Origin of the sequence: Arthrobacter sp. AFG20 (genome assembly GCF_002892795.1) — a bacterium.
GTDB lineage: Bacteria > Actinomycetota > Actinomycetes > Actinomycetales > Micrococcaceae > Arthrobacter.
This window is the reverse complement of sequence record NZ_PJMC01000001.1, coordinates 175202-190129: the sequence shown is the minus strand read 5'-3', so window position 1 is coordinate 190129 and position 14928 is coordinate 175202. Positions and strand designations below refer to the sequence as shown.

The window sequence follows — 14928 nt, the reverse complement described above, 5'->3', positions numbered from 1 at the left end:
GGAAGCCCCTCCAAACATGGGGATAAAACAGAGTTCAATCTTAGTTCCCGCCGTCCACGCAACGGACAAGCGGTCCAGTATACGGACTTCCTGAGTTGTCTCAACATGAGGTCGTCCTGCAAGCCTAACGCCGCCCGAAGCGGGCTGATAGGCAAATGTCACAGCACGTTAACAAAGGGCGACCGTCTGCGAAACGCGCCATCCCTACCTTGGAAGGACAACATTCCCCAAGGAGGTATACCGTGACTGCTGACCGCACCGCAGACGCCGGAACCCATAATTCCCTCGATCTTGCTGCCGCCACCACCACCGAGGCACCCGCCCTTGAAGAGCGTCCCGGACGCTGGATCGCCAACTGGGACGCCGAGAACAAGCAGCAGTGGGAATCCCAGGGCCGCTCCATCGCGCGCCGCAACCTTAACTGGTCCATCTTCGCCGAGTTCCTCGGCTTCGTCGTCTGGCAGCTGTGGTCCATCGTGGTGGTCCAGCTCCCCGCCGCAGGATTCACGTTCAGCACATCCGAAATCTTCTGGCTGATCTCCATGCCGAGCCTCGTGGGTGCTACGCTCCGGATCCCCTACACATTCATGGTTCCCCGCTTCGGCGGCCGGAACTGGACCATCGTCTCGGCCCTGCTGCTGCTGATCCCCTCCACCGGGCTCGCGCTGTGCGTCTCCAACCCGGAAACACCGTTCGGCGTCATGCTGCTCGTAGCGGCCCTTGCAGGCTTCGGCGGCGGCAACTTCGCCAGCTCGATGGCCAACATCACTTTCTTCTACCCAGCCCGCGAAAAGGGCTGGGCCCTGGGCCTGAACGCCGCCGGCGGCAACCTCGGCGCAGCTGTGGCACAGCTTGCTGTCCCGATCGCCATCACGCTGCTGGCCGCCGGCACTGTCAACCTCCCCGTCGCGGGCCTCATGTGGATTCCGCTGATCCTCCTGGCAGCCTTCGGCGCCTACAAGTACATGAACAACCTCACGAGCGCCAAGGGCGACGTGGCCGGATCCCTCGCAGCGATCAAGGAACCCCACCTGTGGGTCATGGCGCTGCTCTACATCGGAACGTTCGGCTCCTTCATCGGCTTCGCGGGCGTCTTCCCCAAGCTCATCAAGGACTACTTCCCGGCCTTCTCCTCCATCTCGGTCGGCGCCGTGGCCCTTTCCCTGGCCTTCCTCGGCCCGCTGGTCGGCTCGCTGGCCCGCCCCTACGGCGGCCGCATGGCGGACCGCATGGGCGGCGCCCGGATGACAGTGTCAGCGTTCGCGGCCATGGCCGTCATCACGCTGACGATGATCTGGACGCTGCCGCTGAAGAACTTCTGGCTCTTCCTGGTCCTGTTCCTGATGCTGTTCACCGCCAGCGGCTTCGGAAACGGCGCCACCTACCGCATGATCCCGGTGATCTTCGCGACGTCCAGCCGTGCGGCCCGCTCCGGAGCCAGCTCGGTGCAGACCCAGCGCCTGGCGTCCTCCGCACTCGGCCTGATCTCCGCCATCGGCGCCTACGGCGGGTTCGTCATCCCGCAGGTGCTGAACGCCTCCAACACGGCCAGCGGCTCCTACACCCCGGCCTTCTACGGCTTCGTCGGAGCATATGTCCTGATGCTGGCCGTCTGCTGGTTCTGCTACATCCGCAACGCCAACCGAAACGCGATGGGACACGTCTAACATGACCAAAAGCGCCGACACGCACTGCCCTTACTGCGCCTTGCAGTGCGCCATGACGCTCAAGTCCCCGGCGGCTCCGGCCGCTACGGGCCTGACCCCGGCTGTGCAGCCGGGGTCAGGCCCCGTGCCGGCTGTGCCGGCCCTTGAAGTGAGCGGCCGCGACTTCCCCACGAACCGCGGCGGCCTCTGCCGCAAGGGGTGGACGTCCGCGTCGCTCCTGCAGCACCCCGGACGCGTCACCGAGCCCATGTTCAAGGGCCCCGACGGCGTCTTCCGCCCCATCTCCTGGGAGGAGGCCCTGGGCCGCGTTACCGCCGCCGTCAAGGACGCCCGTGCCCGGTACGGCGCGGACTCCGTCGGTGTGTTCGGCGGCGGCGGCCTCACCAACGAAAAGGCGTACCAGCTGGGCAAGTTCGCCCGTCTCGCACTGGGCACTTCGCGGATCGACTACAACGGCCGGTTCTGCATGTCGTCCGCGGCTGCCGCGGGCATGCGGGCCTTCGGCCTGGACCGCGGGCTCCCCTTCCCGCTTGAGGCGCTGGACACCGCCAGCACCATCCTGATGCTCGGCTCCAACGTCGCCGAGACCATGCCGCCGTTCGTCCAGCACCTGCAGGGCGTCCGCGATGCCGGCGGACTCATCGTGGTTGACCCGCGGCGCTCCGCCACCGCCGCATTCACCTCCGACGGCGGCGGGCTGCACCTGCAGCCCCTTCCGGGCACCGACCTCACCCTCCTGTTGGGCCTCTCCCACGTGGTGATCCACGAGGGCCTCCTCGACGCCGACTACATCCAGGCGCGCACCGCCGGCTTCGACGCCGTGGTCCGGTCCGTCAACGCCTACTGGCCGGAGCGGGTCCAGTCCATCACCGGCGTACCCGCCGACCTCATCCGCGAGACGGCCCGGCGGCTGGCCGCCGGCGCCCGCCGGGGCGGCAGCTACATCCTGACCGGACGCGGCGTGGAGCAGCACGTCGACGGCACCGACACCGCCACCGCCGCCATCAACCTCAGCCTCCTGCTGGGCCTGCCCGGCAGCGCCCGCAGCGGCTACGGCACCCTCACCGGCCAGGGCAACGGCCAGGGCGGCCGCGAGCACGGCCAGAAGGCCGATCAGCTGCCCGGCTACCGCAAGATCACCGACCCCGCCGCCCGGGCACACATGGCATCGGTCTGGGGCGTGGACGAGTCCCTCATCCCCGGCCCCGGCCTGCCGGCTGTGCAGCTGCTCAAGTCACTGGGACAGCCCGACGGCGTCCGCTGCCTTTTCGTGCACGCCTCCAACATCGCGGTCGCCTCGCCGGACGCCAACGCCGTCATCCGCGGGCTCCGCAGCCTGGATTTCCTGGTGGTCTGCGACTTCTTCATGTCCGAAACCGCGGCCGAGGCTGACCTCGTCCTGCCGGTGCTGCAGTGGGCCGAGGAGGAGGGCACCCTGACCAACCTCGAAGGCCGCGTCCTCCGCCGCCGCCAGGCGATCCAGCCGCCCGCCGGTGCCCGCAGCGAGCTGTGGATCATGGCCCGGCTGGCCGAGGCACTCGAGGCACCGTCCACCTACAGCGACGATCCGGAGACCGTCTTCGAAGAGCTGCGACTGGCCTCCGCCGGCGGCGCGGCCGACTACTCCGGCATCGACTACGCCATGCTGGACAGCGGCGCAGCCGCGTACTGGCCCTACCCCGCCGGCAGCACCGGAACGCCACGCATGTTCCTGAACAGCTTCGCCCACCCCGACGGCAAGGCCGTCATGACCCCGGTGGCGCCGCGCCGCCGTCGTACCCCTACCGCGAATCCTGACCCTGCCGCCAAACCCATGACGCTCATCACCGGCCGGCTGCTGGAGCACTACCAGTCGGGCGCGCAGACGCGGCGCGTGGCCGAGCTCCTGGCCGCCCAGCCCGAGGCGAGGATGCAGATCCACCCGGCCGCCGCGGCGGCCATGGGTATCACGGACGGCGCAGAGGTCTCGGTGGCCAACGAGCGCGGCGAGGTGGTCTGCCGTGCTGAGCTCAGCACCACCATCCGCCCCGAAACCGTCTTCCTGCCGTTCCACTTTCCCGAACTGGAAAGCGCGAACCGCCTGACGGAAGCGGCAACTGACCCCATCTCGGGAATGCCCGAATTCAAGTTCAACAAAGTGTGGGTCCGGCTGGCAACGGCCACCCCGATCACCAGTCTTCTTCAGACAGCGGAGGTCTCATGAGCGAGCAGATTGTAATTGTCGGATTCGGTCCGGTGGCCGCACGGCTGGTTGACGAACTGCTCCCGGCACTGCGTGCGGGGCAGGTGGGGCTGACGGTCATCGGCCAGGAAGCCGAGGCAGCCTACAACCGGGTGCTGGTGGCCGACCTGGGGGTTGGCCGCACCACCCCCGAGGCGCTGGCCCTCGCAGACGCAGCAGCGCTGGTGGCCGACGGTGTGGACGTCCGGCTGGGCGTAAAGGTCCGGCGCGTGGACCGCGCCCGGCAGTCCGTCATCCTCTCCGACGGCACCTCCGCCCACTACGACAGGCTGGTCTTCGCCACCGGTTCCCGTCCGGTGATCCCCAACCTCACGGGGCTTAACCCGGACCCTGCCGCTCCCGTGCTTCCACCGGGCGTCACTGCACTCCGCGACCTCCGCGACGCCGAGGTGCTCCGCCGGGCGGTAGCTGGCCGCAAGCGCGTGGTGGTGCTGGGCGGCGGCGTACTCGGCCTTGAAACGGCCCTCGCCGCCGCAGAGGAAGGCGCCACCGTCACGGTGGTGCACAACGGACCGCACCCGCTGGGCCGCAACATTGACCGCGGCGGCGGCGCCGTCCTGGCCGCGAGCCTGCGCAGCTGCGGCGTCCGGGTGGCCGGCAACGCCCGTTCCACGGGCGTTGAACACAACGCGCCCGACGGCGGGTTCTCGGCTTTGCTGCTCGACGACGGATCGGCGATCGACGGCGACCTGCTGGTCCTGTCCTGCGGCGTCCGCCCGCGCATTGAGCTAGCCGAGGGCTGCGGGCTCTCCACCGGGACAGGCATCCTGGTGGACCACCGGCTGCGCGCCCACCACGAGCCGCACATCTTCGCCGTCGGCGACTGCGCCGAGGTCCGCTGCCCGGATCCTGCCTGCATCGAATGCCGCACCGCGCGCGGACCGTCCGGCCTGGTAGGTCCCGGCTGGCGGCAGGCCGAATGGCTCGCCGAATACCTCCTGCTCCTTTCCGAGGGTGTCGCGGAGGACGCCGATTCACTGCCCCCGCTCCCCCAGGAAAAGCCCGGTGTGATCGTGCTGAAGGCCCGCGGCATGAACATGGCGGTTGCCGGCGAAAACTCCGCAGAACCCTGGGATGAGGAAGTCCTGACAGCCGGAGCTGTCAACGGCAGGCCGCGGCTGCAGATCGCCCAGTGGGCAGACCCCGAGCACGGGCGCTACGTCAAGATGACCACCCGCGGCGGTGTGCTGGAGGGCCTGGTCAGCGTGGGCATGCCGCGCACCGCGGGAGAGCTGGTGCAGCTCTTCGAACGCGGTGCCGAACTGCCCGCGGACAGGTCCCTGCTCCTGCGCCTCGACGGACCCGACCAAGTGGCGTCCGCGGGTGCCTCCAACGACCCCGAGAGCACGGTATGCCGCTGCGCCGGCGTCAGCGGCGGCAAGATCGCCGAAGCCGTGACCGGCGGCTGCTCCACGGTGGCCGAGGTCTCCGCTTCCACCCGTGCCGGCACCGGCTGCGGCGGCTGCCACGAGGACATCAAGGGACTGATCGAGAAGCACTTTCAGGGGGCTGCAGCGTAGTGCCGCTGCGTAACCGGGCCCTGACAAGTATCTTCGAGGGGCCGCGTCACACAAATCGGGCAAGCCGCGGCTGGCCGGTAGCATCGGTGGCATGAATGCCGACGAAGACGACGACATCACCGAAGAACTGCTGGCCGACTCCGAGAAGCTCACCGGGCTGAGCCTTGAGCTCCTGGGGCTGGACCCGCATCCCGACGACATGACCGCCGAGCAGCGGCTCCAGTTCGACCCCGAGGACCTGGCGGAGATGGCCTCCGCGGGCTCCGACGACCGGGAGCGGTCGGCGCGCCAGACGCGGCTGTTGGCCGGCCTGCTGTGGAATTCGTCCAGCATCCTCATCGACCAGCTGTTCCGCGACCTTGGCACGCTCCACGAACTGGACGCCGTCACGCCTGAGGCCATCGCCGGAACGTCCGTGCTGTCCTCACTGCCCCCGCAGTTCGCTTCCAACTATGACGCGAAGTTCACGCAGCGGTTCATTGTGGTGGCAGCGGACGTCACCGCGTCCCTCGCCCGCGGCTGGGCTGCTCCCGGCTGCCTCGCAGGCGAGCTCGCTGTCTATTGCCTGCTCGACCAGGCCAGGATCACCGAGGACATTTACGAACTGGACCTCCCCGAGGAGTGGCGGGCCATCGTAGAGGAGGTCCTGCTGGAGGACGCCGACTCGGGAACCCTGTACGCGGACGGCGCAGTGCACGCAGACGGCGCCAGCGACCAGGGCACTGGCAAGCTGGATATCCGGCACTGGTTCGAGCCCTTCGCGCCCGGCGACGCCGTTCCTCCTTACGCCTGTTCCTGAGCCACCGGCACTTACCTGCGTCCCTGTCCGGCTTGGGTGGCCGTGAGGTTGAAGGAACCGTCCAGCTTCACTGTGGCCCGGGAGCCGTCAGCCTTCGTGATGTGTGCTTCGTAGACCGCGCCCTCGGCGTCGGTCTCAACCCGGTGGACCGTCGCGCCGGGGTTCGCCGCGAGCACCGCATTCTTCACCCGGGTGGCCGTGGTCCCCGTCAGCAGCTGCTCGGTAATCCCGTTAGCCTGGTGGCCACCTTTGGCGGAGTCCGTACTGGACTGGCTTCCGGTCGAGGAGGCAATGACGGGATACCCCATGGCGAGGTAGGCACCGCCGCCCACGAGGGCCGCGACGAGGGCGGTGTTGATTGCGGCTTTTTGAACAGTGATCATGGCATGCTCCTGGCTTCCGCGGTCCGACCGTCCGGAAGTACTCTCCGCTTGGCTGACCGCTCGTGATCGGTCTGTCGCAGCCCGGTGCCGCCAACCCCGGGGATCGACAGTCTGAATCTTACTCAGCTCGGCCGGTGGCGACTAGGAGCAAGCCGCCATTCACAGGATGTGCGGCACCCCTTAGATGTGCACGTGCAGCCGGCGTGCAGCCTCGGAGATGGAGCCGCTCAGCGACGGGTACACGGTGAAGGTGCTGGCGACGTCGTCGACGTGCAGTTTCTGCTTCACCGCAATGGAGATGGCGAAGATCAGCTCGGAGGCGTTGGCGCCCACCACCACGCCGCCGATCACTGTCCCGGATCCCTTGCGGGCGAAGATCTTGACGAAGCCGTCCTTAACGTTGCGCATCTTGGCGCGGGCGTTGCTCTTCAGGGACAGCTTGATGATGTCGCCCTGGTACTTGCCGGACTCGATCTCAGCCTCGGACACACCCACCGACGCGATCTCGGGCGACGTGAAGATGTTGGACGCCACCTGGTGCAGCTTGATGGGGGTCACCTGGTCGCCCAGGAAGTGCGCAATCGCGATCCGGCCCTGCATGGCGGCGACGGAGGCGAGGGCCAGGACGCCGGTGCAGTCGCCGGCGGCGTAGATGTTCGGGGCAGTGGTGCGGGACACGCCGTCGACCTTGATGTGGCCGCTTTCGGTCAGTGCGACGCCGGCTTCCTCCAGGCCGATGCCGGCCGTATTGGGAATGGAGCCCACGCAGACCAGGCAGTGGCTGCCCGAGACCTTGGAGCCGTCACCGAGGGTCACCACCACGCCGTCGTCGGTCCGTTCCACCGTCTCGGCCCGCGAACGGGACAGCACCTTCACGCCGCGGCGTTCGAAAACCTCTTCCAGCACCTCGGCGGCGTCCGTGTCGGAACCGGGAAGCACGCGGTCGCGGCTGGAGATCAGGGTGACCTTCGAGCCCAGGCCGTTGTAAGCGGAGGCGAACTCGGCACCGGTCACGCCGGAACCCACCACGATCAGTTCCTCCGGCAGCTCGTCGAGGTTGTAGATCTGGGCCCAGTTCAGGATCCGTTCGCCGTCAGGCCGTGCCGTGGGCAGTTCCCGGGGGTGCGCACCGACGGTCAGCAGGATGGCGTCCGCCTCGACGGTTTCGGTTCCATCGGCGGTCAGGACCTCGATGGTGTGGTTGTCCACCAGCTTGCCGGAGCCGTTCAGGATGCGGACGTTCTGGTGCTCCAGGCCGGTCTGGATGTCGAGGGACTGCTGGCGGGCAAGGCCGAGCAAGCGGTCATTGATGTGCTTGAGATCGGCGCGCATGACCGGGACGAAGTCCCCGCCGTCGACGTCGAACTTGACCCCCAGCTCCCCCGCACCGCTGACGCGGGTCATCAGGTCGGCGGTCGCGATCAGCGTCTTGGACGGTACGACGTCGGTCAGCACCGCGGAGCCGCCGAGGCCGGACCGCTCAATGATGGTGACTTGGGCTCCCAGCGAGGCGGCCACCATGGCGGCTTCATAGCCACCCGGACCTCCGCCGAGAATTGCGATTCGGGGGGCGCTGAAATCAGGATGCATAGTCACAAGAAGTCATTCTCCTGCATCCGGCGCCGGACCACCAACCTTCCGGGGCTGGCCGGGCAGCCCGCGAGGGCGCGTTTCTGCTGCCCGCGCCGGCTCCGGCACGGTAGCTTGGACCGGGTGAGCACAACAGATTTCCTCGACACGGATCCCTTCGAAGCAGCGCGCACGGCCGCGGACTACATCGCGGCAGAGACCGGCGTCGAAGCACACGACACCGCCCTGGTCCTGGGCTCGGGCTGGGCCGAGGCCGCCGACCTCATCGGCGAGACCACCGCGACACTGGCGGCCTCGGAGGTCCCCGGCTTTTCGGCTCCCGCCGTGGAGGGACACGTGGGCACGATTCGTTCCGTGCTGACGCGTGAAGGCAAGCGCGCGCTGGTCCTTGGCGCCCGCACCCACTACTACGAGGGCAAGGGCGTCCGCGCCGTGGCCCACGGCGTGCGCACCGCGGCCGCCGCCGGCTGCCGGACCCTGGTGATCACCAACGGCTGCGGCGGACTCAACGAAGACTGGACACCCGGCACCCCCGTGCTCATCAAAGATCACATAAACCTCACCGCGGCGTCCCCGCTCGAAGGCGCAACCTTCGTGGACCTGACCGACCTGTATTCGTCGCGGCTGCGGGATCTGGCCCGGGACGTCGACCCGTCCCTGGACGAAGGTGTCTACGCCCAGTTCACGGGCCCGCACTACGAGACGCCGGCCGAGGTGCAGTACGCCAAGCGGATCGGTGCCGACCTCGTGGGCATGTCCACGGCGCTGGAGGCCATCGCCGCCCGGCATGCCGGCATGGAGGTCTTCGGCATCTCGCTGGTCACCAACCTCGCGGCCGGCATCAGCCCTACCCCGCTGAGCCATGAGGAAGTGCTCGAAGCCGGACACGCTGCGGGGCCGCGCATTTCCAAGCTCCTCGCGGAGATCATCGGCCGGCTCTAACCGCAACGCGGGGTCAGTTAGCGCCCGTTGCGGCCTTCGGAAGGGGCGCTACGTGACCCCGCGTTGTTGTTGCCGAGGAGTTGGGCGAGCGCGTCGGCGCGCGCCTGGGGAAAGCGCCGTTCGAGGGACTGCGCGATGCCTGCCACGGTCTGGCGCGCGAGTTCGGTCCGCCAGGCCAGCTCCGCCTGGCGCATGGACTGAGAAATGATGCAGGTGCGGAAGTAGTCCTCGTCCGCGTCACCGCCGGGGCAGTTCGCCAGGATGCCGTCGCAGCGGAACGCCAGGTCCCGGCCTTCGATGGCCAGCACCACGTCCAGCACCGAGATCCGGTCAGGCCGTCGCGCCAGCTGGAACCCGCCCCGGGGGCCGGACACGGACTGCAGGACTCCTGCCCGCACCAGGCACTGAAGCTGCTTGTTCAGGTACGCGGGCGGCAGCTTATACAGCTCGGCCAGCCGGCCGCTGCTGATCGGTTCACCGGCGGGCGCCCATGCCATGTTGACGCAGCAATGGAGGGCCCACTCCACCCCCTGGTTCAACTTCACAACCAAGACACTACGTGTCCGGAATCTGTTGTCAAGGAGCATTCCGGACGCCATGAACCGGTGAGGTTGTGACCGGACCGCAGCCCCCTCCGGCACCCGCTCCGCCGCACTTTGACGATAGTTTGGATTCCATGACGTCTTCCCAAGCCGATCTGCAGCTGCTCAACGACGCCCGCGCCTGGGCCGCCCAGGATCCGGATCCCCGGACCGCGGCAACGCTGACCGAGCTCGTGAAGCTCACCGAGGCCGGCACACCCGCCGCCCGGCAGGACCTTGAAGACAGCTTCCGGGGACCGCTGCAATTCGGAACGGCCGGCCTGCGTGCCGCCCTCGGCCCGGGGCCCAACCGCATGAACCGCGTCGTGGTCCGCCGCGCGGCGGCGGGCTTCGCCAATTTCCTGGTCCGGGCGGTGGCGGAGGCCGCGCCCGGAACTCGGCCCCGCGCCGTCGTCGGCTATGACGCCCGCTACAACTCCGAAATTTTCGCGACGGAGACGGCGGCGGTGTTCACTGCGGCAGGCATCCAGACGTTCCTGATGCCGGCTCCCCTGCCGACGCCGCTGCTGGCGTATGCGGTCCGGGCGCTGGAGTGCGACGGCGGCGTGATGGTCACAGCCAGCCACAACCCTCCGCAGGACAACGGTTACAAGGTGTACCTCGGCCGGCATGCGGTGGAGGAAAGCGGCCGGGGCGCGCAGATCGTGGCTCCGTACGACGCCCTGATCGCCAGCGAAATCAGCAAGGCGGGGGACCTCGCCTCGATCCCCTTGGCCCAGGACGGCTGGAAAGTCCTGGACGACGGGATCGTCCAGGACTACTGGACCGCCACGGCAGGGCTGGCGGACCGCGGGTTATTCCCCGCGAGGGACCTGAAAATCGTCCTGACACCGTTGCACGGCGTCGGCGGAGCGACGGCTGTCTCCGTCCTCGGGGCAGCCGGATTCACCGACGTAACCCTGGTCAGCGAACAGGCGGAGCCGGACCCGGACTTCCCCACCGTCAGTTTTCCCAACCCTGAGGAACCGGGCGCCCTGGATCTGGCCCTAGCTGAGGCGATGCAGGCGAACGCGGACATTGTCCTGGCCAACGATCCGGACGCAGACCGTGCCGCGGTGGCCGCGAAGGACCCGGACACGGGTGCGTGGCGGATGCTGCGGGGTGATGAGGTGGGCGCCCTTCTGGGAGCGCATGTCGTGGCGCGCCTGGCCGCTTCCAAAGCGGACGCTGCCGGAGTGGCCGCCTCCGGAGCGGAGGCGGGCGGCGGCGTGTTCGCCAATTCGATTGTTTCGTCGCGGCTGCTTTCACGCATCGCCGCCGCAGCCGGGTATGAGCATGAGGAAACGCTGACCGGGTTCAAGTGGATTTCCCGGGTGCCGGGCCTCGTCTACGGTTATGAGGAGGCGCTGGGTTACTGTGTAGCGCCGGATCTGGTCCGCGACAAGGATGGTCTGTCCGCCGCGGTGCTGATCGCGGAATTGGCGGCCGCAGCCAAAGCCGGGGGCAAGACGATCTTCGACACCCTGGACGAGCTGCATCTGGTGCACGGACTCCACGCCAGCGACCAGCTGAGCATCCGCGTGGCGGACCTCGGCCTGCTGGACGCCATGATGAACCGGCTGCGCGTAAACCCGCCCGAATCGTTTGGCGGGTCGGCCGTGGAGTCATTCGTGGACCTGGCCGAAGGCAGCGAACAGCTGCCTCCGACCGACGGGCTGCTCTATGTAACCCGCGACCTCAGCCGCGTGATCATCCGGCCGAGCGGCACGGAGCCGAAGCTCAAGTGCTACCTGGAAGTCATCCAGAGCGTCGGCTCGGCCGCTGAACTGCCCGAGGCCCGGCTGGCGGCGAGGGCCGCGCTGGACCAGGTGCTCACTGACGTGCGCGAGGCCCTGGGGCTGTAGGCGGCCCCCTGCCCGTTACAAGGGGCGGGCCGCTGGGAGCTGGGCCTTAGAGCTCAACCTCGATGAAGCCGTCCACGATGCGCGTGCTGAACGCGGCCAGGCGCAGGTCCGCGTTGCCGAAGCACTCGCCCGTCTCGAGGTCGTAGACCTCCTTGTGCAGCGGCGAGGCGATGGTGGGGCGCGTGCCGCGTGATCCGAGGATGCCGCGCGCCATGACGAAGGCGCCGGTGGCCGGGTCCTCCTGCGCAACGGCGAAAACCTCGCCGGGGCCCGTACGAAACAGGGCCACCTGCCGGCCGGCCACGAGTGCCGCTTCGCCCCAGGCCAGTTCCAGGTCCTCCACCGCGCAGACGCGGTGCCAGCCTGCTGCGTATCCGGTGGCGAGATCCTCAAGTTCCAGTGTTGCCGTCATGTCCGGCTCCTCTCCCTTTTGCGTGCTTTCCGGCGGCGGGCCGGTCCTGCCAGGCATGTGTTTGCGCCTGCTGTTGCCGCCGCTGCGGCCGTATACCAAAGCTAGGGTGACGGTGTTTCGACGGGGTGCAGTCAATGTGTCAAGAACGTAAAAGACACCTCACATGGCCCGAAACAATCCCGTGATGCAGAAGTTAAGTTCACGAAACAATTGGGAAACTGAAGCGAAACTGCGGCTCCCTAGGCTGGAGGCACAAGCTGCAGAGCACCGTCTGCGGCCCAGCGAAAGGCCCACAGTGACCGAACAGACTTCAACCTCATCGACTCCGCGCCGCATTGTGGTCGCCGGCGGCGGCCCTGCAGCCCACCGTTTTGCCGATGCCATGCATGCCCGTGGCCTCGAAGGCTGGCATGTCACTGTCCTCACTGAGGAAGCCCACCTCCCCTATGACCGGGTGGCGCTCTCCAAGGCCCTCACCGATATGGACTACGACCTCACCCTGGGCGACGCTGCCATGTGGGACCACGCTTCCGTGGACCTGAAGACCGGCGAGCGCGTCGTCAAGATCAATGCCGAGGCCAAGACGGTGGAAACCGCGGCCGGCAACACATTCGAATACGACGAGCTGGTGGTGGCCACCGGTTCGAATGCCGCCCGCCTGCCGATCCCGGGCGCCGAGCTCACCCACGTGTACCGCACGCTTGAAGACGTCTGGGCCATTAACAAGGCCATCGCCGAGCTGACGGAAAAGCTCGGCCGCAAGGTCAAGGCGGTCACCATCGGTGGCGGCCTCCTGGGGCTCGAGTCGGCCGCCGGCACGGAGCAGCTGGGCGCCACGCCGATCGTCATCGACGGTTCGCAGTGGCTGATGGCCACGCAGCTCGATGAAGGAGCTGGCCAGGCAATGGGCCGGCTCATCAAGGCCAAGGGCTTCGAAGTCCATGGCGGCGTCTTCCCGTCGGAAGTCCTTTCCGACGGCGAAGGCCAGGTCACGGGTGTCCTTATGGCCGACGGCCGCACCATCGATGCCGACATGGTGATCGTTGCCATCGGCGTCCGGCCCCGCGACGAACTCTTCCGCGCCGCCGAAGGCGAGGAACAGGTGTTCAGCCTTGGCCAGCGCGGCGGCGTGGTCATCAACGACTACTGCGCCACCGAGGTACCGGGCATCTGGGCCATTGGTGAAGTAGCCAACTTCGGCGGCATGTGCCTGGGCCTCGTTGCCCCGGCCAACACCATGGCCGAGATCGTGGCGGACCGCCTGCACGGCGGGGATGCAACCTTCCCCGGCTTCGACACCGCCACCAAGCTGAAGCTGTCCGGCGTGGATGTCGCCAGCTTCGGCGACGCCTTCGCCAAGACCGAGCACGCCCTCGAGATCGTCTACGCCGACCCCGCCCGCGGCGTCTACCAGAAGATTGTCACCACGGATGACGCCAAGACCCTGTTGGGCGGCATCTTCGTGGGCGACGCCTCACCATACATGAGCCTGCGTCCGCTCCTGGGCCGCGAACTTCCCGCCGAGCCCGGAGCGTTCCTCAGCGCGGCCGGCGGCGGCGACGCCCCCGAAACCGAACTGCCGGACGACGCTACCCTGTGCTCCTGCAACAACGTCACGGCCGGAACCATCCGCGACGCCGTCAACGGCTGCGGTGCCTGCGAGGGCAACGCCCCGGTCCAGGAACTCGGTGAGCTGAAGGGCTGCACCCGCGCCGGCACCCAATGCGGTTCCTGCGTGCCCATGCTCAAGAAGCTGCTGGAAACCGAGCTGACCAAGTCCGGCGTCGAGGTTTCAAAGGCCCTCTGCGAGCACATCGAACTGTCCCGCCAGGAACTGTTCGACGCCATCCGCGTCCTGGAACTGACCTCCTTCGAGGAGATCATGGCCAAGTACGGCACCGGCGCCGGCTGTGACATCTGCAAGCCGACCATCGGCAACATCCTCGCAAGCCAGAACAGCGCCTATGTCCTGGACGCCGGCCGCGGCACCCTGCAGGACACCAACGACCGCGCCCTGGCCAACATGCAGAAGGACGGCACCTACTCGGTGGTCCCCCGCATCGCCGGCGGCGAGATCACCCCGAAGAAGCTGGGCGTCATCGCCGCCGTCGCCGAGAAGTACAACCTGTACACCAAGATCACCGGCGGCCAGCGCATCGACATGTTCGGCGCCCGGCTGGAGGAGCTCCCCGAAATCTGGAAGGAACTGGTGGACGCCGGCTTCGAATCCGGCCAGGCCTACGGCAAGAGCCTGCGCACGGTGAAGTCCTGCGTCGGTTCCACCTGGTGCCGCTTCGGCGTCCAGGACTCGGTGGCCATGGCCATCCAGCTCGAGCTCCGCTACCGCGGCCTCCGCAGCCCGCACAAGCTCAAGATGGGCGTCTCCGGCTGCGCCCGCGAGTGCGCCGAGGCCCGCGGCAAGGACGTCGGCGTCATCGCCACTGCGGACGGCTGGAACCTGTACGTCGGCGGCAACGGCGGTGCCACCCCGGCCCACGCCCAGCTGCTGGCCAAGGATCTCGACGACGAGACGCTGATCAAGTACATCGACCGCTACTTCATGTACTACATCCGCACCGCCGACCGCCTGCAGCGCACCGCACGCTGGCAGGAAGAGCTCGACGGCGGCATCAAGCACGTCGAGGACGTGGTGGTCAAGGACACCCTGGGCATCGCCGAGGACCTCGAGGCTGCCATGGCCAAGCACGTCGACACCTACATCGACGAGTGGGCAGACACCCTGAAGGATCCCGAGCGCCTCCGCCGGTTCCGCTCCTTCGTCAACGCCCCGGACCAGAAGGACGATTCCATCACCTTCGTCCCGGACGAGCGCGGCCAGATGCGCCCGGCAACGGCCGAGGAAAAAGGGAAGGTCCTGATCGGCGCTTCCATTCCCATGCGGCCCCGCGATGAGAACGAGGTATAGG

At 67.9% G+C, this 14928-nt stretch carries 11 protein-coding genes; 7 read left to right on the top strand and 4 right to left on the bottom strand.

Annotation, left to right across the window (positions count from 1 at the left end):
• The first annotated feature begins 242 nt into the window (after positions 1 to 242).
• The 4 genes from CXZ05_RS00840 to CXZ05_RS00825 all read left to right on the top strand — a co-directional run bounded on the left by CXZ05_RS00840 (position 243) and on the right by CXZ05_RS00825 (position 6228).
• Positions 243 to 1667 carry an MFS transporter gene (locus tag CXZ05_RS00840; RefSeq protein ID WP_102970730.1) on the top strand — a complete coding sequence of 475 codons (1425 nt, stop codon included), beginning with the start codon at positions 243 to 245 and terminating at the stop codon, positions 1665 to 1667.
• A gap of 1 nt (position 1668) precedes the next feature.
• Entirely contained in the window at positions 1669 to 3870 is a 2202-nt protein-coding gene (locus CXZ05_RS00835) for a molybdopterin oxidoreductase family protein (RefSeq protein WP_102970729.1), read from the top strand.
• Positions 3867 to 5429 carry an FAD-dependent oxidoreductase gene (locus CXZ05_RS00830; protein ID WP_102970728.1) on the top strand — a complete coding sequence of 521 codons (1563 nt, stop codon included), beginning with the start codon at positions 3867 to 3869 and terminating at the stop codon, positions 5427 to 5429. Before CXZ05_RS00835 ends, CXZ05_RS00830 begins: the two co-directional genes overlap by 4 nt.
• A 91-nt stretch (positions 5430 to 5520) precedes the next feature.
• Positions 5521 to 6228 carry a hypothetical protein gene (locus tag CXZ05_RS00825; protein ID WP_102970727.1) on the top strand — a complete coding sequence of 236 codons (708 nt, stop codon included), beginning with the start codon at positions 5521 to 5523 and terminating at the stop codon, positions 6226 to 6228.
• An 11-nt stretch (positions 6229 to 6239) separates the two neighbouring features.
• Here the strand turns inward: CXZ05_RS00825 and CXZ05_RS00820 are convergent, their stop codons facing one another.
• A complete protein-coding gene (locus CXZ05_RS00820; RefSeq protein ID WP_102970726.1) occupies positions 6240 to 6611 on the bottom strand; it encodes a hypothetical protein in 372 nt (123 codons plus the stop codon).
• Between the two features lie 180 nt (positions 6612 to 6791).
• A complete protein-coding gene (locus CXZ05_RS00815; RefSeq protein ID WP_102970725.1) occupies positions 6792 to 8207 on the bottom strand; it encodes an NAD(P)H-quinone dehydrogenase in 1416 nt (471 codons plus the stop codon).
• Between the two features lie 117 nt (positions 8208 to 8324).
• Between CXZ05_RS00815 and CXZ05_RS00810 the strand changes: the two genes are divergently transcribed.
• Positions 8325 to 9143 (top strand): purine-nucleoside phosphorylase, encoded by an 819-nt coding sequence (locus tag CXZ05_RS00810; protein ID WP_102970724.1) that lies wholly within the window; start codon positions 8325 to 8327, stop codon positions 9141 to 9143.
• A gap of 17 nt (positions 9144 to 9160) precedes the next feature.
• Here the strand turns inward: CXZ05_RS00810 and CXZ05_RS00805 are convergent, their stop codons facing one another.
• Positions 9161 to 9688 carry an Rrf2 family transcriptional regulator gene (locus CXZ05_RS00805; protein WP_102970940.1) on the bottom strand — a complete coding sequence of 176 codons (528 nt, stop codon included), beginning with the start codon at positions 9686 to 9688 and terminating at the stop codon, positions 9161 to 9163.
• A 131-nt stretch (positions 9689 to 9819) separates the two neighbouring features.
• On the opposite strand from CXZ05_RS00805, the gene CXZ05_RS00800 reads away from it, so the two are divergent.
• Positions 9820 to 11589 (top strand): phospho-sugar mutase, encoded by a 1770-nt coding sequence (locus tag CXZ05_RS00800; protein ID WP_102970723.1) that lies wholly within the window; start codon positions 9820 to 9822, stop codon positions 11587 to 11589.
• A 46-nt stretch (positions 11590 to 11635) separates the two neighbouring features.
• Here CXZ05_RS00800 and nirD read toward each other — a convergent pair whose 3' ends face one another.
• Positions 11636 to 12001 carry a nitrite reductase small subunit NirD gene (gene nirD, locus CXZ05_RS00795; RefSeq protein ID WP_102970722.1) on the bottom strand — a complete coding sequence of 122 codons (366 nt, stop codon included), beginning with the start codon at positions 11999 to 12001 and terminating at the stop codon, positions 11636 to 11638.
• Positions 12002 to 12296: 295 nt separating this feature from the next.
• Here nirD and nirB point away from each other — a divergent pair, with 295 nt between their 5' ends.
• Positions 12297 to 14927, top strand: coding sequence for a nitrite reductase large subunit NirB (nirB, locus tag CXZ05_RS00790; RefSeq protein WP_102970721.1), 2631 nt, complete (start codon positions 12297 to 12299; stop codon positions 14925 to 14927).
• The last annotated feature ends 1 nt before the right edge of the window (position 14928 follow it).

Excerpts from the sequence above, each read along its gene's own strand:
- CXZ05_RS00835 (WP_102970729.1), top strand. The coding sequence starts at position 1,669 with ATGACCAAAAGCGCCGACACGCACTGCCCTTACTGCGCCTTGCAGTGC.
- CXZ05_RS00830 (WP_102970728.1), top strand. The coding sequence starts at position 3,867 with ATGAGCGAGCAGATTGTAATTGTCGGATTCGGTCCGGTGGCCGCACGG.
- CXZ05_RS00825 (WP_102970727.1), top strand. The coding sequence starts at position 5,521 with ATGAATGCCGACGAAGACGACGACATCACCGAAGAACTGCTGGCCGAC.
- CXZ05_RS00820 (WP_102970726.1), bottom strand. The coding sequence starts at position 6,611 with ATGATCACTGTTCAAAAAGCCGCAATCAACACCGCCCTCGTCGCGGCC.
- CXZ05_RS00800 (WP_102970723.1), top strand. The coding sequence starts at position 9,820 with ATGACGTCTTCCCAAGCCGATCTGCAGCTGCTCAACGACGCCCGCGCC.
- nirD (WP_102970722.1), bottom strand. The coding sequence starts at position 12,001 with ATGACGGCAACACTGGAACTTGAGGATCTCGCCACCGGATACGCAGCA.